Annotated in this window: 18 protein-coding genes; 2 read left to right on the top strand and 16 right to left on the bottom strand. The window is 45.2% G+C overall.

The features are described 5' to 3' along the window. Nucleotides 1-79: 79 nt before the first annotated feature. The 13 genes from ACYJZR_RS05970 to nrfB form a co-directional block, all read right to left on the bottom strand. Nucleotides 80-1,642 (bottom strand): L,D-transpeptidase family protein, encoded by a 1,563-nt coding sequence (locus ACYJZR_RS05970; protein ID WP_456341217.1) that lies wholly within the window; start codon nt 1,640-1,642, stop codon nt 80-82. A 131-nt stretch (nt 1,643-1,773) separates the two neighbouring features. Beyond that, nucleotides 1,774-2,856, bottom strand: a complete 1,083-nt coding sequence (locus tag ACYJZR_RS05965) for a DUF1513 domain-containing protein (protein ID WP_406965853.1) — start codon at nt 2,854-2,856, stop codon at nt 1,774-1,776. Continuing rightward, entirely contained in the window at nt 2,837-3,874 is a 1,038-nt protein-coding gene (locus ACYJZR_RS05960) for an imelysin family protein (protein WP_406965855.1), read from the bottom strand. The genes ACYJZR_RS05965 and ACYJZR_RS05960 overlap by 20 nt, the downstream gene beginning before the upstream one ends. A gap of 10 nt (nt 3,875-3,884) precedes the next feature. Beyond that, nucleotides 3,885-5,267: a di-heme oxidoreductase family protein gene (locus ACYJZR_RS05955; RefSeq protein WP_045545768.1), complete on the bottom strand. Its 1,383-nt coding sequence runs from the start codon at nt 5,265-5,267 to the stop codon at nt 3,885-3,887. A gap of 84 nt (nt 5,268-5,351) precedes the next feature. Then, nucleotides 5,352-6,614, bottom strand: a complete 1,263-nt coding sequence (locus ACYJZR_RS05950) for an imelysin family protein (RefSeq protein ID WP_005494743.1) — start codon at nt 6,612-6,614, stop codon at nt 5,352-5,354. Between the two features lie 176 nt (nt 6,615-6,790). Continuing rightward, the gene (ribA, locus tag ACYJZR_RS05945) at nt 6,791-7,387 is read right to left on the bottom strand and encodes a GTP cyclohydrolase II (protein WP_005490705.1); all 597 of its coding nucleotides are present in this window, start codon (nt 7,385-7,387) and stop codon (nt 6,791-6,793) included. A gap of 299 nt (nt 7,388-7,686) precedes the next feature. Beyond that, nucleotides 7,687-7,863 (bottom strand): hypothetical protein, encoded by a 177-nt coding sequence (locus ACYJZR_RS05940; protein WP_005483239.1) that lies wholly within the window; start codon nt 7,861-7,863, stop codon nt 7,687-7,689. A gap of 148 nt (nt 7,864-8,011) precedes the next feature. Then, nucleotides 8,012-8,422, bottom strand: a complete 411-nt coding sequence (nrfF, locus tag ACYJZR_RS05935; protein ID WP_020838777.1) for a heme lyase NrfEFG subunit NrfF — start codon at nt 8,420-8,422, stop codon at nt 8,012-8,014. Next, entirely contained in the window at nt 8,409-8,942 is a 534-nt protein-coding gene (locus ACYJZR_RS05930) for a DsbE family thiol:disulfide interchange protein (protein WP_005457824.1), read from the bottom strand. The genes nrfF and ACYJZR_RS05930 overlap by 14 nt, the downstream gene beginning before the upstream one ends. Continuing rightward, nucleotides 8,920-10,827, bottom strand: a complete 1,908-nt coding sequence (locus ACYJZR_RS05925) for a heme lyase CcmF/NrfE family subunit (RefSeq protein WP_270944337.1) — start codon at nt 10,825-10,827, stop codon at nt 8,920-8,922. The genes ACYJZR_RS05930 and ACYJZR_RS05925 overlap by 23 nt, the downstream gene beginning before the upstream one ends. Before the next feature lie 9 nt (nt 10,828-10,836). Beyond that, nucleotides 10,837-11,808, bottom strand: a complete 972-nt coding sequence (nrfD, locus tag ACYJZR_RS05920) for a cytochrome c nitrite reductase subunit NrfD (protein WP_406965859.1) — start codon at nt 11,806-11,808, stop codon at nt 10,837-10,839. Continuing rightward, complete coding sequence (nrfC, locus tag ACYJZR_RS05915; RefSeq protein WP_020838773.1) at nt 11,805-12,491, bottom strand: cytochrome c nitrite reductase Fe-S protein; 687 nt, start codon at nt 12,489-12,491, stop codon at nt 11,805-11,807. The genes nrfD and nrfC overlap by 4 nt, the downstream gene beginning before the upstream one ends. Before the next feature lies 1 nt (nt 12,492). Next, nucleotides 12,493-13,095, bottom strand: a complete 603-nt coding sequence (nrfB, locus tag ACYJZR_RS05910) for a cytochrome c nitrite reductase pentaheme subunit (protein ID WP_023623873.1) — start codon at nt 13,093-13,095, stop codon at nt 12,493-12,495. 468 nt (nt 13,096-13,563) lie between these two features. Here nrfB and nrfA point away from each other — a divergent pair, with 468 nt between their 5' ends. Further along, the gene (nrfA, locus tag ACYJZR_RS05905; RefSeq protein ID WP_029787236.1) at nt 13,564-14,973 is read left to right on the top strand and encodes an ammonia-forming nitrite reductase cytochrome c552 subunit; all 1,410 of its coding nucleotides are present in this window, start codon (nt 13,564-13,566) and stop codon (nt 14,971-14,973) included. A 116-nt stretch (nt 14,974-15,089) separates the two neighbouring features. Here the strand turns inward: nrfA and ACYJZR_RS05900 are convergent, their stop codons facing one another. The 3 genes from ACYJZR_RS05900 to gyrA all read right to left on the bottom strand — a co-directional run bounded on the left by ACYJZR_RS05900 (nt 15,090) and on the right by gyrA (nt 19,055). Then, complete coding sequence (locus ACYJZR_RS05900; protein WP_406965862.1) at nt 15,090-15,641, bottom strand: hypothetical protein; 552 nt, start codon at nt 15,639-15,641, stop codon at nt 15,090-15,092. A 32-nt stretch (nt 15,642-15,673) separates the two neighbouring features. Beyond that, nucleotides 15,674-16,297: a TPR domain-containing protein gene (locus ACYJZR_RS05895; protein WP_180764559.1), complete on the bottom strand. Its 624-nt coding sequence runs from the start codon at nt 16,295-16,297 to the stop codon at nt 15,674-15,676. Nucleotides 16,298-16,418: 121 nt separating this feature from the next. Next, nucleotides 16,419-19,055: a DNA topoisomerase (ATP-hydrolyzing) subunit A gene (gene gyrA, locus ACYJZR_RS05890; protein ID WP_020838768.1), complete on the bottom strand. Its 2,637-nt coding sequence runs from the start codon at nt 19,053-19,055 to the stop codon at nt 16,419-16,421. Nucleotides 19,056-19,364: 309 nt separating this feature from the next. Here gyrA and ubiG point away from each other — a divergent pair, with 309 nt between their 5' ends. Next, complete coding sequence (ubiG, locus tag ACYJZR_RS05885) at nt 19,365-20,072, top strand: bifunctional 2-polyprenyl-6-hydroxyphenol methylase/3-demethylubiquinol 3-O-methyltransferase UbiG (RefSeq protein WP_005483291.1); 708 nt, start codon at nt 19,365-19,367, stop codon at nt 20,070-20,072. Nucleotides 20,073-20,101: the final 29 nt, after the last annotated feature.

The following is a 20,101-nucleotide window of genomic DNA, read 5'->3' as shown; positions in this document are numbered from 1 at the left end:
GAATTTTTTGTTTACTTATTGAACAGAAAACGATTTTTTAGAATTGTAAATTTTCTTAAATTTACGAGCCATGGCAGGCTTAGCCTTGATGGTCGTATTTGTAGATGTCATCTCGGTAATACAGCGTACCTTCTTCCAACCAAGCTGTTTGGTAGATGATGTGTACCGGAATACGCTCCCCTAGTGGCACCGAAGTCGTTGATGAACGAGCGCTTTCCCGCTTTTTCTCTAAACGCTCTTCCAAACCTTGAGTTTTGAACAGAAGCTCTGCAAGTTGATCGGCGTTTTCTACTCGAACACAACCCGAGCTAAACGCCCTTCTATCTTGTTGGAACAAGTTTTTACTCGGCGTGTCGTGTAGATATATGGCTTGTGGGTTCGGCATGTTGAATTTGTACAAACCCAACGCATTGTGCGAACCAGAAGCCTGACGCATGCGGTACGGGAAGGTTCTTGGATTAACTGTTGCCCAGTTGATCGTGGTTGGATCGATGATTTCGCGCGACGTCCAAGAACGGATGATTTGAATGTTATGTTCCATTAAATACATCGGATTGCGTTTCACTTTTGGAATAATGTCTTTCACCATGATTTTCCAAGGCACATTCCAAGTAGGATTTAAGATCACCGAATCTAGCGTTCCAGTCATGATTGGGGTTTTTCTTGAAGCTCGACCAACCACAACTTTTGATTCAAACAGTGGCTGACCATCATGCCAGTACGTAACTTCATAACCCGGCACGTTCACAAACACGACATTGTCTCGTTCTTTCGCCCAAATACGAGAACGCTCAGCATTCAATGCCAGCAAGTGCAAACGTTGTTGAGGAGAGAAGTTGATCCAACGAATGGTGTTCGGACCAATTACGCCATCTTGGTTCAAGCCATGAATACGCTGGAACTCTTTCACCGCCAGCTCCAAATTTTCATCGTATTGCGGTATTTCTGAATCGATGTAACTGACATCCACTCCGACGATCGCCATGCGTTCAACAAGGGTTGATTTGTTTTCTATCGGATCACCGACGCGCAACAGACCTTTTTGCTCATAGAAAGGATATTGATATTGCGAGAATTCAGAAAGCGAAGCAAATACCGTATTAAATGAGGCATCCATCTGCAAAGGCGAGCGCAAGCTGGCTAAAAACTGATCCAACTTCCCTACCGTGATCTCATTGCTCAGTACCGATAGCGTATCCACACTAGGCGCAGGAAAGCTCACATGGGCTTTATTTGCAAACAACCAGTTAACGCCTTCTTGAGGAACCTGCTCAAGATAGCTGAGGTACATAAGGAGGGAATCGGTCATCACCAAATCGAAGTCAAGGTTGTCTCCTTTCCATCTTACTTGGTTAATACGATGCAGTTGGTTGTCAAACTCTTTAGAAACGTCAGCAAGCGCGACCAGCTTCATCTGAAAAATGAACTGTTCAACATCGCTCTCATTTTCCCAATTCAAACGGTAATTCGTACTTTGATAAAGTTGATCAATCACCGTTGGATAATGGATCATTTTTTCGACAGACAACTGCTCTACGGCCCCTTCTTGCTCCGTTTGGGCAGAAGCATCGAGAGAAACCACGGTAGAAAAGCTGCAAAACGGCACCATAAGTGCCGTCATTATTAAAACCCTAGCAAACACTGAAACGATCCTTGCGCTACTTGCCATAAAAAAAGTATGGCAAATATCTCACAGCTTGCAGGTTTAAAATTAAGAATCTGGTGACGAAATCGACAACAAATCTCTCAATAAGAGATTATTTATTGAACTTTTTAAATAATTCGTGACCAATGATTGTCCCATTGAACACCGCTTGAGTATGCGTTTTTGAATTGCGAAGGTCTTTGTTCAACGACTTTTCCCGCTCCAGAACTGACGCGAAACTCATCGCCGTAAATCACCACACCAGACGCATCTGGCAGTGCATTCAGCTCCACCAGCTTGCTCGTTTCTTTAGACCAAATGCCATAACAACTGCCCGGAGGTGATGTTGCTAAAATCCAATCATTGGTTGCAGCAATACTGGCTATATAGTGATTAAAGCGTGCCCATTCTTCAGGCTCTGCTTGCAGTGTTTGCATCTCTCCTCCACGCGTATGCATGGCGAGCAAAGCAGGATATTCGTCAGGTTCTCCGCGATATTGCTGGCCGCACAACACCGTTTCTGAACCATCATGCGCAAGATGACGAATGCTCAGCTTATGATCCGACAACGCAACTTGATCAAGCAACTCGCCGTTTTGCGAAAGGTAGCTCAAGCTTGGCGTCATGCTGTCCAAATTCAAAGGCTCACGACCATTAGTATGCACCCCACCCACACCAATCGCTAACGTGCCATCGGGCATCATGATCACTTCATGAGGCCCAATGCCGAATCCCGATAACTCAGCGATTTTTCGGTATTGGTTTTTAACATCGTAAACACCGATGATACCTCGGCTAGTGCCTCTTTCGCCTTCCGTGGCGAAGAGATAAAGACCATCGTGAGAATAAACGCCGTGGCCGTAAAAATGGCGCTCCGGTTTTGCCAGTTCCAACTTGAGCATTTGTTCTGTTCGATAGTCGAACACCATAAAGAAAGTGCCAGGACGTCGACCAAAAACAACCGCGTGGCCATGCTGATTGGTCGCCACGCCATGTCCACGTTCAGGGATAGGTAACGTCGAAATAGGCATACCATGTTCATCAGCCACCACGGCAGCAAACTTATCTCGCCCGACAATGGAACAACCAATCAATGCGGGCTCTCGCTTTGTTGTCGCCGCACAACCAAACGGCAACACGGGAGTTGCCGCTCCAAATAGTGCCGCTTTTAGAAGCGTTCGGCGGGTTTGATCAGTCACCATCGGTTGCATTAAACCCTATAACGACACCAAGCTCGATAGCCACCTCTTCATGGATGAGGTATTTAAGTTGTTCTAGCTTGTTGTATTGCGCGAGAACCAAACGATATCCGTCCACACTTTGTAGTGCAGAGAACAGGCTTTTATCTTCAGGCCAAGTCTCTAAAGCCATGTCAAACTGATACGCGACGCGATCCGCCAATTGCGTTTTACCTTGCGCCCTTAACAGCGCATCTAAACCTTTACCGTTCGCAAAATACAACTGATGCAAGCTTTCTAAGTTAGCTTTTAAGTTAGAGAGCGAGGTTTCTGAGCGCCAAGACTCCGAGAAGTAAGGACGAGGATGCCCTATCTTGGCTAGCGGACGGCTGAGCTTTTTCATGCTGTATTCTAGCTGGTTAGAAAGCAGCGAAATGTACTCCGATTCCCACTCTGTCTTTTGCAAAGACTTCCACGGGTTTTGAGCCCAAGAATTAGCGATGATCTGTGCTTTATCGTGCAAGTTTTCGGCAATAGCAACACCTGAGGCACATACATTGCTATTGGTATTAAGCGTGGATGCATCATCATAAAGTAACCATTCCAACGCCCCTAAACCTTGCACAGTCACGCTTTGTGTCGAGATCTCTTCCACTGTCCAAACTTTATCGGCTTTAGTCAGCGCCGACATTTTACGCCCGGTGGTATTTTTTTTATCGGGCCAGAATTGTACGTTCCAGCTTTGCTCCAGCGCGGTCGCGGGGCCACGTTCCTGTCCTTGAAGCGCCATCCAAACCAACATGGTGCTGTGCCATTGTTGTTGTACTGATTCCACGTCATTTTTCGGCGCCGAACAAAAATTAGCAAAGCTCTGCTCTAACTGCGAAGCTTGGCTTAAAAATGACTGTGCGGCATGAAACTCCACTTCGTAAACAGCTTGAGAAATATGGCTAGTTTGCTCTGGTTGTGCATCCGACGAGCCCGTTGTCGATTGGCAACCAACTAAGCTTAGCGTCGCAACAACAACGCTCATTAATGTTGTTTTCTTCATGGTTGCATCCTTACAGAGAGTTCAGAAACGCGATCAATGCGTCACGTTCTTTTTGGTTCAGCGATAACACGTTTTGTTTCGCTTGTTCCGCTTCACCACCATGCCAAAGCACCGCTTCCATCAAGTTACGAGCTCGACCATCATGTAAGAAATACGTGTGACCGTTCACTTCTTCTGTGTAACCAATCCCCCAAAGTGGTGGCGTACGCCATTCACGGCCATTGGCAAGATATTCAGGTCGATGATCAGCAAGGCCCTCTCCCATGTCATGTAACAGCAGATCGGTATACGGGTGGATAAGTTGCTCTGACAGCGCAGGCCGGTCTGCTCGTTTTGTCGTTTTTACACTGGTTTTATGGCAGCTTTCGCACCCCGAAGCAGCAAAGATCTTTTGGCCCAGCTGAACATCAGGATCATTCACATTTCGACGAATCGGCACGGCTAAGTGTTGGCTGTAAAACTCTACGAAGTCGAGTATGTTTTGGCTTACTTCTGGCTTGCCGCCATTTGGCAACTCCTCACAAAGGGATTGCTTCGCCGTGCAGTTTTCATTCGGGAACAAGTGACTTGTTAGACCAACATCACCATTAAACGCGGCCGCATTTTGCTGCATCAACGTTGGTTGTCCTGCTTTCCATCCAAAACGGCCAATCGAAAAGTCTCCTTTTTCGATGTCCCAAACTTTATTCACCTTGCCTGAGATGCCATCGCTATCACGGTCATTTTCGTCTGCCCACTTAAGCAACGTTTCATCAGGAATACTTTCTAGCAAACCTAAACCAATCATAGGTGGCGCGACACGAGCAGAAAACTGCGTATCAGGGTGCATGTCCCCATAACCTAAATCGGTAATTTTCAGCGTAGGCTTTCTCAACGTCACTTTTTTGCCATCTTTAAACTCAACGGGAACGTCCGTATAAGTAATAGCAATTTTGCCCTCCGGTGTTTGGTCTTGCAGAGCAAAATCTTGCAGTTGCCCACCATACGTAGGCTCCGGAATACCGCCATCCATGATGTAAGCTTTCTTCTGCTCTAGCGTCATCGCCGGGATACTCAAACGCACCAACATAGACACGGCATGAATGTCGTCTTTTTCAGGAGGATGCCCACGGCCATCTTTTATGTGGCAATTCTGACAACCATTGGTGTTGAAAAGCGGGCCAAGGCCGTCTCTTGCATCTGTAGTCGCTGGCGCTTGCACCCATGGGTTACGGAAAAAACTATTGCCCACACTAAAATCAAGTCGCTTACTCATTGGTAAGTTCGTCGCGGGTAATGAATAGGCATTAGCACCGTCTTTTTTGACACTGGTGTTGCCACCAGACTTAACATCGTAAGCCATGGCAGAAGTCGAAAGGATCGCGGCAAAGGCGGAAAGTAGGTATGGCTTCATATCACTGCTCTTATATGAATGGATAACAACGAGCTCTAACGGCAAAAGGGCTCACGATGAGCCCTTGTTTATTATTATGTGTTCTTAAAACTCGTGGTCTGCGGTGTCTGGGCTTAGGCTATCGATGCCGACAATACCCGCTGCGCGCTCAATAGCACCTGTTTGTGCAACCAACGCCATGATGGTGTCGTTAACCAGAGCATTGCCTTGAGCATTACCCGCGGCAATAAGTTGGTCGAAATGCTGATTGTGTTTTTCAGCAGAAGTCACCAACTCGCCAACTTGACTGCGTGTTACGTCAAATTGCTTCTGGATTTCTTCAGCGGCTTTCTTATCTTCCTGAGCAACTAGGTTTGCGATACTTGGACCAGTAAGGACCGTGCCATCTTGGCGGCTGTACGTACCCGTATAAACGTTGTAGATACCTTGCTCGTTGTAGTAATGTGAGTTGTGCGTGTTATCCGAGAAGCAATCGTGTTCGTCTTCCGTAGAGTTCGCTTCTAGCGCAACTTTCATACGCTCACCGGCTAACTCACCTAAAGACAAAGAGCCCATACCAAACAGCATTTTACGTAAACCATTCTCTGCTGAACCTGTGAGTAGCTCTTGACGGTAGTTGCCTTTTTCATCAGCAGACCACTGTTTTTCCATCCATTCAAGATCTTGAACAAGTAGATCGGCCGCGGCTTTTAAGTACTCACCACGACGATCGCAGTGACCATTTGTACAACCAGAACCAACAACAAAGTCCGTGTACGCACGCTGACCTGCACCTGCATTTGTGCCGTTCAGATCTTGTCCCCATAGAAGAAATTCGATCGCGTGATAACCCGTTGCTACGTTTGCTTCTGAGCCACCTACTTCGTTCAAGCTAGCAAGTAATTCTGGAGTGATTTTTGCCACGTCAAGCTTAGACGGGCCGATCGTTAGGCTTGTGTTGGCAATGATATTTGCCGCTGCACCTTCGTTACCAAGCTCATATTGGTAGTCAGCAGCTACATAATCGATAAGACCTTCGTCAAGTGGCCAGGCATTAAGTTGACCTTCCCAATCGTCGACTACTGCGTTGCCAAAACGGAAAACTTCAGACTGTTGGTATGGCACGCGGGACTCTAGCCAAGCTTGCTTAACGTCTTCAAGCTTTGCCTCAGATGGTGCTTTTAAAAATTCATCGATTTTCACTTCCAACGTTTTTGCCGTCGTCAGTGAGTCAGCAAATACGGCGTGAGCCACATCTGCATAATGTTCAACAACTTGTTGTTTTGTTACTTGAGCAGCAACGGTAGTACCACTGGCAATGAGGAGTGAAGCAGCAATAGATTGGACTAATACTGTTTTTGCATTCATCTGAAGCATCCTTGTTGAGCAATTTATTTGTTATATTCGTAGTGCTAATTATTCTTATTTGCACTTTTAGTCACGAGATAATACAAATTTACAATTTATTTGCAACTCCAGATACAAAAAAAGCCTCATCACTGTGAGGCTTTTAACATTCATAATTGACAGTTTTCTCTTTAGGATTAAACCTTTAGGTTATGTTTGCCGTGAGAAACTTTCGCTCTAAGATAGTTTTCATTACCATCTTTAATGTGCGCCGAAGTATTGACAACTTCGACAATCTCAATTCCGTACTCCGCTAATTCACGGATTTTCTTAGGGTTATTGGTCACAAGACGAATTTTCTTGATACCTAACGCTTCTAACATTTGTGCCGCTTCGGTGAAGTCTCTTAAATCATCATCAAAGCCTAAATGGTTGTTTGCTTCGTAAGTGTTCATCCCCTGACTTTGCAGACGATACGCATCAATCTTGTTGTACAAACCGATTCCACGGCCCTCTTGGCGAAGGTAAAGGATCACGCCGCCAGATTCGCCCATACGTTGGATCGTTTCTTCTAACTGCTCACCGCAGTCACAGCGAGATGAGTGGAAAACATCGCCAGTCAGACACTCGGAATGCATACGCACTAGCGGCGTGTCTTGCGTTTGATCCGCTTGTTTAAAAATAACTGCCACATGCTCTTTATCTGTCTTAAGGCCACGGAAAGACAGGATCTCAGCATCGATATTACTTTTAGCCCCGACTTTAAAATCTACTCTGGCACGTACTTCCGCCATATCTATACTCACTCGATTTATTGCTTGATGCGCTTGATGCGCTTGATGCGCTTGATGCGTTTTTGTTATTGCATTCATGGGATTCACTTATTGCTCTTCAACTATGGGGATTGATACCGCATTTTTCAATGTTGAGATCACAATTGGGTTGATCTTATCCCCTTCCGCAAACAAAGACGATCACTTATCTTGCTGCGCTGATGAATTGTTATAGTATAACAATTTTATAAAACTACAATAAAAAACCCCAGACAAATTTTTGCCTGGGGTTGGTAAAGGTTAGAGCATGAAAAGGAATCTTAATGAGTTTGGCTACGTTTCCAAACCGCTAATTCTATCCATACCGCTTCGAGTTCTTGAATTTCTTCGTCTGTTAGGACGGCGAGAGTTGAAGTCACTTGTGGCAGCTTCGGTGTTTGAAACGCACGAATCTGCGAATAAAAGTCCTTCTTTAACTGCAATATAACTGAATCCACTGCGTACACCTACTGTTGTTCTTTTATTACTTCTCCAGCTCAAATTTTATCGTTAGCTTTATACTGGAGGCTTCATAAATTCCAAAAAATGATAACACTCTGCTTGTTATATGCACAATTTATTTTCCATACTGGAATAATGGTCACATTAATTTCGCTTGATTAGTCGGATCGAAAATAGAGCAAAAAAGATCAAAAATATAATAGGAAAGATCCACAATAGCGCAGTTGAATAATTAAATGGAGGTTGATACAGAACAATATTTCCATATCGTTCAACCAAATAATCTTTTACCTGCTGATCAGAGCTCCCTTCATTGACCATGGTATAGACCTTTAACCGAAGATCTTTAGCCGCTGGCGCATTGGACTCAATCAAGTTCTGGTTTTGGCATTGTGGGCAGCGCAATGTCTTAGCGAGCGAGGTTGCTCGTTGTTGCACTTCTACAGATTGAAATTCAAAAAGATCAACGTTCTGTTTAATTTCAGTCCCATTGCTCGCAGGAGAATATAATGCAAGTGCAAAAACGGTAATAAATATATATTTAAATAGCGCCATTAAAATACCTAGAAAATATTGAGTTCCATTTGTCGATCGTGATTGCTCCCCGATATTTGATCAAAACCTTGCCATTTTGATCAATAAGATAAGTTTCTGGTGTACCTATCACTCCCAGCTCAACCGCCAATTCGCCATTTGGGTCACTAATCACGTCTTGATAAGGATTGTTTTTAGAGCTCAAGTAGTTTTGAGCGGCAGAGTTATTATCTCGATAATTCAAACCAATGATCGGCACTCCCGCATCCGCTATCTGCAAAAGTGTTTCATGTTCTTTCTTACAGATCCCACACCATGACGCCCACACATTCAGCAACTTATAGCCATTGTCTTGAAACAACACCTGAGTGACCTCTTTTCCAGAGATAACCGATACAGCGCTGAAATTTGGAACCATTAGCGTGCTTTCCTTTGCTTGCTCAACGTGGGGACGGTCAGATAACGCCGCAACGACCACGACTGAAAAGACGGCAACAACAATAAATAACCCGAATAGTTTAGGCATAGTTTTCGGTGACATTCACGGCCCTCTTTCTTTTGCGATACACTGTCGTCAGTGCGCCAAACACCGCTATCAAACCGCCTGACCATATCCACCAAATCCCCGCCCGGTACTGAACTTTTATCGCATAAGCGTTTGTGCCAACTTTATCCCCCAACGTCAGATAATAGTCTCCGTGCCATAAACTCAGAATCGCGGGCTCAGTCATGTTCATTACTCGCACGGGATAATGGCGTTTTTCAGGTTGTAATACATAGCGAGTGTGATCATCAAGGCGCAAAATGATCCTTGCTTGTTCTGCGGTGTAATTTGGCCCTATCACCCAATCCATACCTTGATAATCGATACCAATGTTTGCTCTTTGATGTGAAACACCAGGCTCTACTCGCAAGTTGTATTGGTACGAGTATTCACTGTTGAAGACAGCTCCCACAACGGCTACAGAAAAACCGACGTGTGCTAATACCATCTTGATTAGTGGCCCTTTATTTTCGGCATTCAGCCATAACATAGTGTGCGTAGCAATAACCCAAGCAGCTAAAAATACACTTGTAATTGTCCCAATACGTACGGTATCAACCGACAAGATAAAGACGGCTACGACACCTAATGCGATTGTACTTGCGAAGGCGAATTGCCCTTTCCAGTTCGCGCGCACTCCTTTTGTCCACCGCAAAATTGGCGTCATGGCTAACGCCAACAAAGCGAAAATACTAAGAGGAAATATCAAGCTATTAAAATACGGCGCACCAACAGAGATGTTTCCCAACCCTAGCAATTGATAAATCATCGGGTAGAACGTACCTAAAAAGACGATCGCCGTGGATATGACCAAAAGTCCAATGGCCACATACACCATATAAGCTCGACTGATCAAGGAACGTAACCTAAATGGTTTGATGGCATCTCCACGCACAATCAGTACGCCAAACGTCATCAATACTAACGCACTAAGCACAGCAAGCAGGGCTAAACCTTTGGTAGGATCCACAGCAAAAGCATGCACCGACGTTAATACGCCAGAACGTACGATAAATGTCCCGAGAATGCTTAAACTAAAGGTCGCAAACGCCAACGCGTATGTACTCCACAACGCTCCCTGATTTTTCTTTGCTAATACTCCGCTGTGCAGGAGTGCAGTGCCGGTTAACCACGGCAATAAAGAGGCATTTTCTACTGGGTCCCAAAACCACCAGCCTCCCCAGCCAAGTTCATTGTATGCCCACCAAGAGCCGACAAGGATACCAACAGTCAGGGTTCCCCAGGCAAAATACGCGGCCTTTCGCGTACAACGGTACCATTCATTGACAGGCCGTTTGCTTAATAACGCCGCAAGTGCAAACGCCAAAATGGCGGAATAACCAACGTAACCTAAATATAAAAGTGGCGGATGAATGATCAATCCGATGTCCTGCAGCATTGGATTCAAATCACGTCCTTCTACCGCCAATGTTTTTGCGAACTCAAAAGGGTTAGACGTTGTTAACGTAAACCAAGCAAAAACGGCAATCAGAACATTCATAATGCCAAGGCAATCTGCGGTGTAGCATTGGTTAATCGGAGAACTAAGAGCAATGTATGATGCCCATAAACTGAGCGTCACGACCCAAAACAGCATGGAGCCTTGGTGCCCACCCCATGCCGCTGCAACCTTGTAAGCGGTTGGCAATTGGCTGTTGGAATGAGTGACCACATATTCAAGAGCAAAATTGTCTTGGATAAAACAGACAATCAGCAGTAATAGACAAACAACAGAGGCCAAACTGATGAGATGTGAGGTCGCAAGTTGGTGTTCTAACATAATGGGCTTAGCCGCTGCACGGCGATACCAATGCAGTACAGCGGAACAACTCGCCCCCATTGCGACAAAAATCAGTAAGAAGAACCCTAGTTCAGCCTCCATTGTTCCTCCTTAGACAACGGTCATTTGACCAGCATAGAGTATGAACGTACGCAGCATCAGCACGCCGACCAAACTCAATGTCGTCACGACAAAAACGTAACTACCTTTATGGCGAACTTCAGAAGGCATTAACCAGTTCAATATTAGCGGCATCAACATACCAATCAACACAACACCAACCCAGAACCACTGCGCCCAAAAGCCGTTGGATATTGCATTCCAAGCTGCGACTTCGTTTTGTCCCCCGCTGAAAATCAGGCCAGTAAAGAACGTTACTAAAACGAACAACTCGAATAATACAACCGGACGTTCAAAGCCATGCACCCATGACACACTAGGACTGGATGTCGGCTCTTTAAACACTAAGATTCCGAACATCAAACATGCCGCTGCGCCCGAAGAAAGGCTTGAGAATAGGAACAAAATCGGCAACACCGGATTGTTGAGCATCGGGTAGGTTTTAAGTGCCGATAGTAGGAAGCCAGTATATGCCGCCAGTACTATCGCCAAGAAACCCAAGAACAACTCGATGGCATTACTCACCTTTCCAGCCTTGAACAAAACGCCATCCACAAAGTCGAGTAATCCGCTCGGTAATTTGCCTTCACAAAAGCTGATGATTTGATGGCGAAAGATCACGCCAATCCAAACAAACAACACAACCATGTAGACTTGAAACAAGACAACGCCCATCGACATCACCGACGTCGGGTTGTAGTAAATCATGATTTTCCAAAACTGGAGTGGCTTAGTTAAATGGAAAATCAAAATCACCAAACCGGAAATGATGCCAAATGGCGCGAGCCAAGCCATCGCTTTCATAATGCCATTGTTCGCCGGATCACCCTCAATGACTTTGCGTTTAAGGTAGATAGAAATCATCACTGCGCCAGCAGACATCCCAGCTAAAAATAGGTAAATCGCGATGATCCAATCCCACACTAATGAATCAAAATGGAAAGCACTTTCAAAACCGTTCATGATGACACCTCCCCTTTGTTATGCGGAATTTTAAACAACTTAGGTTGCGTTCCTAAATGTGACTTATCGCGATACACAAGATGGTTATCAATGACTTTGCTGACCTCGCTAGTTGGGTCATTCAAATCACCAAAGATGAGTGCTTTTGTTGGGCAAGATTCCACGCAAGCTGGCTGCTTACCTTGTGCTAGGTTGGTATCACGGCAAAAGTTACATTTGTCTGCAGAATGGTCAACAGGGTTGAAAAAGCGCACTTGATAAGGACAAGCAGCCAAACAATAGCCACAGCCGACACATCGCTCTTTGTGCACATCAACTATGCCCGTAGCTTCATCTTTGTACGCAGCACCCGTAGGGCAAACATACACACATGGTGGATTATCACAGTGCTGACAAGATTCACGCGTAAACTGGTACTCAACATCAGGAAATTCCCCAATGGGTTCACTGCGATGAATTTTTAGGCGGGTCACCCCTTCTGGCACTTTATTCACTTCGCGACATGCTTCGGTACACGCAGTACATCCTATACACGCATTTTCATCATGCACCATGCCAAAACGTTTGGTTTGCTCACTGTCACTGGCAAAAAGAGAAGCACTAACAACAGAAGTGCCAGCAACGCCAGTGGTCAAAATCAATGCGCCGCTACTGGCTAAAAAATTTCGTCTTGAACACTTCATGCTATCTCTCCTCTTCTTTTGCAAGTTCAGGTTCAGCAGCAAACTGAGAGTGGCAATCGACACATTGTTTGATGAGCTGTTTTCTGTCGTAAGAAAGCGCTTTCGTTTTGGCAGCGTGAACATCGTGACAATTTGAACAGGTCAAATTTTTAGCATGAACATCATGCGTCCAATTACTTTCTCTCAACTGAGTTGGAGCGTGGCAATCTACACACTGGCTATTCGCTTTGAGAATGGTACTTGGATCAAGAAAAACCTTGTCATGCACTGCTTTTGACTGCGCAGCAGCAAACTTGATCACATCAGGTGCCCCTTCACGGTGATCTGGCCCGATATTGCTGTGACAGTTTGTGCAGTTAAGTGTTTTACCTTGGCTAAGCAGCGCTTCTGGCTCATGCGACAAATTCAGAGTTTCTTTGGCATCCTTATGACATTGAAGACATTTGTAGTCTCGGTCACGAATCAGCTCAACTTGATGGCGAGTGGTTTGTGCACCCTCAACAGGCTCTGATGAAATCGCATGGGCGGAGATAGAAAAACCATAGATGGCAAAGGCGAAGAGAAATTTCAGCATTGTCACTATGGTCAATTTTATATTGCCCATATTTTTCTTTCCTTAGCTCTAAAATAATTGATAACTGTTCTCAACTATTTAATAGAGCGACAATTAATTTCTTCTGAAGATATTTTTATATCTTCAAATGACATCAATTCTTATTTTGGAAAGCCACAACGCTAAACCTATATTCATAATACCCCTATTATTCCTAAGAGGTAGAAGGTACTGTTCAAAAAGCGAACTTAATCACCTTATTTATAAAATGGTTACACCTCTAACCTACTGTCAATAAAGGGGATTGAATCATACCACTTTAGAGGTATATGAAATTAAACATGATTAAGATCACTAGTGTAAATTGATCTAAAGCAAGACTCATTCCGCTCACTATTTCATCTCTTTATTTACACAATAATATTATTTGTAGATCTCCGATTCTTATTTGGAATAGCTTCTCACAACGCTGCTAATAAAAACGAATATGGAGATAACACCGTGAGCATAAAACACTGGATGAGCGCACCTATCGCGGTTGCGACCTTATTCGCTAGCCAATTATTATTGGCCGGCTCTGTGTTGGCGGCAGAAAACAACGATCGACTTGATCCTCGTAATGACGCCTTCGAACAAAACCATCCTGACCAATATCATTCTTGGAAGGCAACATCAGAAAGTAAACATATTGAAGACGCCCTAAGTGAAGACCCAAATATGGTGATTCTTTGGGCTGGCTACGGATTTGCTAAAGATTACAACAAGGCTCGAGGTCACTTTTATGCGCTCGACGATGTAAGGCAAACCCTAAGGACAGGCGCACCAGCAGATGAAAACTCCGGGCCAATGCCAATGGCATGTTGGAGTTGTAAAAGTCCTGATGTCGCTCGCGTGATAGAAGAACGTGGCGAGGATGGCTACTTCTCTGGTAAATGGGCACGTCTAGGCTCAGAAATCGTCAATCCTATCGGATGTTCTGATTGTCACGACACTCGCTCAGAAAAATTCAACCAAGGCGAGCCAGAACTAGCACTAACCAGACCTTATGTTGAGCGAGCATTCGATGTAATTGGAAAAAACTTTGATGAGCAGTCACGCCTTGATAAACAAGCGTCTGTGTGTGCTCAGTGCCATGTCGAATACTACTTTACAGGACCAACGAAAGCGGTGAAATTCCCTTGGGATATGGGTACGACGGTCGGTGACATGGAGAAGTATTACGATGCGTTGGACTTTAAAGATTGGACTCACGCCGTTTCTAAAGCACCGATGCTAAAAGCACAGCACCCTGGCTTCGAGACTTGGCGTGAAGGGATTCACGGCAAAAACAAAGTGGTTTGCGTCGACTGCCATATGCCGAAGGTGACAAAAGCAGATGGTACCGTTTATACCGATCATAAAGTAGGCAATCCTTTCGACCGCTTCGAAGACACATGTGCGCAGTGCCATACTCAAACCAAAGAGCAGCTACGTAACATCGTGTCGTCACGCAAAGCGCAGGTGTTGAACATGAAATTGACCGCCGAGAAGCAAATTGTCGCGGCGCATTTTGAAGCTGGAGAAGCATGGAAAGCAGGAGCAACGGAAAAAGAAATGAAGCCGATTCTCCAAGATATTCGCCATGCGCAATGGCGTTGGGATTATGCGATCGCCTCTCACGGTGTTCACATGCACGCACCAGAAGTGGCGCTGGAAGTTCTCGGTACCGCAGTTGATCGCGCCGCCGATGCTCGTACTAAATTGGTACGCTTACTGGCAACAAAAGGCATTACTGAACCTGTTCAAATTCCAGATATCTCGACCAAAGCAAAAGCCCAAGAAGCTTTAGGAATGGATATGGAAAAAATGAACGCGGATAAAAAGCACTTCTTAGACACCGTCGTGCCAGATTGGGATAAAGCAGCGGCCGAACGAGAAGCAACCTATTAGTCAAACCGAAATTAGGATTAGACACCTATGATGCAACAACAAAGGGCGCGTTCTGCGCCCTTTGTTTTCATCAGTTCATTCTAGTCGAAGTACATCATCAAAATGCAAGTAAACCATTAACGTCGACGAATTCTTGGCACCGGTTGGATGTTTGGTCGAGTCTGAGGTCTCTGAATATTTGGCTTGGTAATCGGACGCGGCACGTTATGCGCGGGTAATGGCTGTGTCTTCAATGTTGATTCTGGCAACGTCGTTTGTTTTGGTAACGTTTTTGTTTCTACACGCTGGGGACGCTCGTGCCATTTTGCTTGAATCGCTTGTTTTTGTTCATCCGGCAACGTCTGCCAGTGGTTATCCAGTTGTCTCTTCATGTTATCGAAGTTGGCGTTCATATCGCCATCTTTCCAATCTTCAACTTTGTCTTTGATTGACTGTTGTTGATCGTCGTCGAGACTATTCCACCATGCCTCGAGCTTTTCTCGATGGTCATGTCCGTTGTCACAGCAACCCGGATAATAGTAAATCCAATAGTCATCGTGACCATACCACCAAGGGTCGTAATACCCACTCGAATAATAGACAGATGAAGAACCAGTTGAAGGAGACGAGCATCCCACCAGCACTGTACAGCACAACAATACCAACAAACCCGCTTCTAGCTTCTTCATACTGACTTTCCTCTTTACTCTACATTGTATACTTACATCAGCTTTTTCGCTTTGTTGATGGACTCGATGATCGTCACTCTGTCTAAATTGGGGTCATTGGAATCTAGGAGTAGAACCCAAGTATCGATGGCTTCTTGAAAGCGGAAAGAAATGAAGTGATCGTTCGCTATCAACGACAATGCGGCTTCATTATAAGGTTCAAGTTGCAACGCCTGTTCTAATAGTAAACTGACTTCATCAGTCATCGCTTGTTTATGCAGGTAGTATAATGTTGTCGCCTTAGCGGCAAGTTGCGTCGCGGTTACGTTGTCAGTGAGTTGGAGTGCGTAGTCGAAACAAATCAACGCGGCATCAAATTCTCCCTCCAACAGATAACCTTGACCTAACTGAAACCAAAGCTCATCGTTATTAGGCTCGTGTTTTAGCTGTTGCTGTATTTCATCCATGATGTCTCGCGAGGTCATCATTCGAGCTATCTCCGCTTGGATAGGTTGCGGTGGGGTTTGCTTCAACAATAAGTAGCCAGCGCTAGTGAGTGCTAACACCATCAAACAAAAGCCAAACCACTGCGTAGGCTTAACTTTAGAAGCGCTAAGTGACAAAACGACGATAAAAAGCCCCATCAAAGTGATGGCAATGAAGAACCATAAAGACATAGCGATACCCGTGAGTAAACATAAGCTTAGTGTACTGGTTTGGTTGAGAGATTGCGTTGATGAAGATACAAAAAAGCCGAGCATCTTGCTCGGCTTTCATATTTAGCGATGAAGGAAAAGATTACTCTTCTGTGCCCTCTTCCGCGTCGTCTGCTGCTGGCGCTTCAGGAGCTTGCTGTTCTGCATTCGCTTCTGTTGTTTCCGCTTCTTCGCCTTCTGGCAATTCCACTTCTTCAACTTCATCGATACGTTGTAGACCAACAACTGACTCGTCTTCTGCTGTACGGATCAGCGTTACACCTTGAGTGTTACGGCCTACTTGGCTAACTTCTGCTACACGTGTACGAACCAGAGTACCAGCGTCGGTGATCATCATCATCTCGTCGCCTTCTTCTACTTGCACTGCGCCAACTACTGGGCCATTACGCTCAGAAACCTTGATAGACACAACGCCCTGAGTTGCACGACCTTTCGTTGGGTATTCAGCCAATTCAGTACGTTTACCGTAACCGTTTTGAGTAACCGTTAGGATGTCGCCTTCGTTAGACGGAACGATTAGTGAAACCACTTGGTCGTCGTCAGCCAGCTTCATACCACGGACACCGGCCGCGGTACGACCCATTGCACGTACTTTGTCCTCGCTAAAGCGAACAACTTTACCTGCTTTAGAGAACAACATGATGTCGCTTGAACCCGTTGTGATATCAACGCCGATTAGAGAATCGTCATCACGTAGGTTCACCGCAATTAGACCGTTTGAACGTACGTTCGCAAACTGGTCTAGAGAAGTCTTCTTAACGGTACCGTCGCCAGTTGCCATGAAGATGAACTTGTCTGCAGAGAACTCATCAACCGGAAGAATTGCAGTGATACGCTCACCATCTTCCAATGGAAGGATGTTCACGATCGGTTTACCACGTGCAGTACGGCTCGCTAGTGGCAATTGGTAAACTTTCAGACGGTAAGTCTTACCGCGAGTAGAGAAACATAGAATGTTGTCGTGGGTATTCGCCACTAGAAGACGTTCAATGTAGTCTTCATCTTTCATTCGAGTTGCACTCTTACCTTTACCACCACGGCGCTGTGCTTCGTAGTCGCTTAGGATTTGGTACTTAACGTAGCCTTCGTGAGATAGAGTTACGACTACGTCTTCACGAGCAATCAGCTCTTCCATGTCGATGTCATGGCTAGCTGCTGTGATTTCAGTACGGCGTGCATCAGCAAATCCGTCACGAACTGCTTCTAGTTCTTCACGAATCACTTCCATCAAACGCTCTGTGCTTGCAAGAATGTGCATTAACTCAGCGATTTCTTCTAGAAGCTCTTTGTATTCAGCAAGAATCTTCTCGTGTTCTAGACCGGTCAATTTATGTAGACGTAGATCTAGAATTGCTTGCGCTTGTTGTTCAGTCAGGAAGTATTGACCGTCGCGGATACCGTATTGAGGCTCTAGCCATTCAGGGCGAGCCGCATCAGTACCAGCACGCTCAAGCATTGCTGCTACGTTACCTAGATCCCAACCACGAGCAATAAGACCAGCTTTTGCTTCAGCAGGAGTCGGCGCTTTACGAATTAGGTCGATGATTTCATCGATGTTCGCTAGAGCAAGTGCAAGACCTTCAAGAATGTGCGCACGCTCACGAGCTTTACGCAATTCGAAGATAGTACGGCGAGTCACGACTTCACGACGGTGATCCACAAAGCACTTCAACATATCTTTCAGGTTGAATAGCTGTGGCTGACCATTGTTCAGCGCAACCATGTTGATACCGAAAGTCGTTTGTAGCTGAGTTTGAGCGTAAAGGTTGTTAAGAACCACTTCGCCTACTGCATCACGCTTACATTCAATAACGATACGCATACCATCTTTGTCAGATTCGTCACGTAGCGCACTGATGCCTTCAACTTTCTTATCTTTAACAAGTTCAGCAATCTTCTCGATCAGACGAGCTTTGTTCACTTGGTAAGGAATTTCGGTAACGATGATGGTTTCTTTACCGTTTTTCTCTGTTTCGATTTCCGCTTTTGAACGCATGTAGATCTTACCGCGACCTGTTTTGTACGCGTCTACAATGCCTTTACGACCGCTGATAAGCGCCGCAGTTGGGAAATCTGGACCAGGGATGTAATCCATTAGTTCATCAATAGTGATTTCTTCATTATTGATGTATGCAAGACAGCCATCGATCACTTCGCCAAGGTTATGTGGCGGGATGTTGGTTGCCATACCTACCGCGATACCAGAAGCACCGTTTACCAATAGGTTTGGAATTTTGGTTGGAAGAACCGCTGGAATCTGTTCTGTACCGTCATAGTTAGGTACGTAGTCTACGGTTTCTTTGTCTAGGTCAGCCAAAAGTTCGTGGGCAATTTTTGCCATACGGACTTCGGTGTAACGCATTGCCGCAGCAGAGTCGCCATCGATTGAGCCAAAGTTACCTTGACCATCGACCAGCATGTAACGAAGTGAGAACGGCTGAGCCATACGTACGATTGTGTCGTACACAGCACTATCACCGTGCGGGTGATATTTACCGATTACGTCGCCGACAACACGGGCTGATTTTTTATATGGTTTGTTCCAATCGTTGCCTAGTACGTTCATCGCGAATAAAACGCGGCGGTGTACTGGTTTTAGGCCATCACGCACATCTGGAAGAGCACGACCCACGATAACTGACATCGCGTAGTCTAGGTATGAACCTCTAAGCTCATCTTCAATGTTTACGGGCGTGATCTCTTTAGCTAAATCGCTCATAGAGCCATTATCCCTCTATTTTCTGATCGTAATTACGATACGTGTAAGGTGCAAAAATATAACACACAATTCATCACTGGGGCATCACTTTCCCGCTCGTTTTATCAGGTTGTGAGCTTCGTTATGAGTTAAATGAAGAGAAATTGCACATTCATCCCATATCTTTCTGAAAACTGACTACATTTCCACCAACTGTCGCCAAAAATGTCTCCTGTAACGATTGTGAGAAAAGAAGCAGTTTAAACGTATCGTACCATTAGAGTATAATCTCGCCTTCCAAAGGACTATTAGCGAAGCAAAATAACTATCATGACTAAAGCACAAAACGTCGACCCTAGTGAAATTAAGAAATTCGAAGAGATGGCTTCTCGTTGGTGGGATTTAGAAGGCGAGTTCAAACCTCTTCATCAAATTAATCCGCTTCGCTTGAACTATGTCCTAGAAAAAGCCGATGGCCTTTTCGGCAAGAAAGTTCTCGATGTTGGTTGTGGCGGCGGCATCTTAGCGGAAAGCATGGCAAAGGAAGGTGCCACCGTGACTGGTCTAGATATGGGTAAAGAGCCACTAGAAGTTGCTCGCCTACATGCATTGGAGACAGGGACTAAACTGACCTACATCCAAAGTACCATCGAAGACCACGCTGCGGAAAATGCTGGGACTTACGATGTCGTGACCTGCATGGAAATGCTAGAACACGTGCCAGACCCACTCTCTGTAATTCGTTCATGTGCCGCGTTGGTTAAGCCTGGAGGACATGTGTTCTTCTCGACGTTAAACCGCAACATCAAGTCGTACTTGTTTGCGATTGTAGGCGCAGAAAAACTATTGAAGATTGTGCCAGAAGGCACGCACGATCATGAAAAGTTCATCAAACCTGCTGAAATGATGAAGATGATCGACCAAACAGATTTGACTGAAATGGGCATCACAGGCCTTCATTACAACCCGCTAAATGACAGCTATAAGCTAGGTCGTAATGTAGATGTAAACTACATCGTCCACACTAAAAAATACTGAACGGCGTTATATTAAAAACGCCTTCTTGT

The sequence above is a fragment of the Vibrio sp. RC2502 genome, assembly GCF_054850435.1.
The sequence above is the reverse complement of the archived record's forward strand: the minus strand, read 5'-3'. Positions and strand labels throughout refer to the sequence as shown.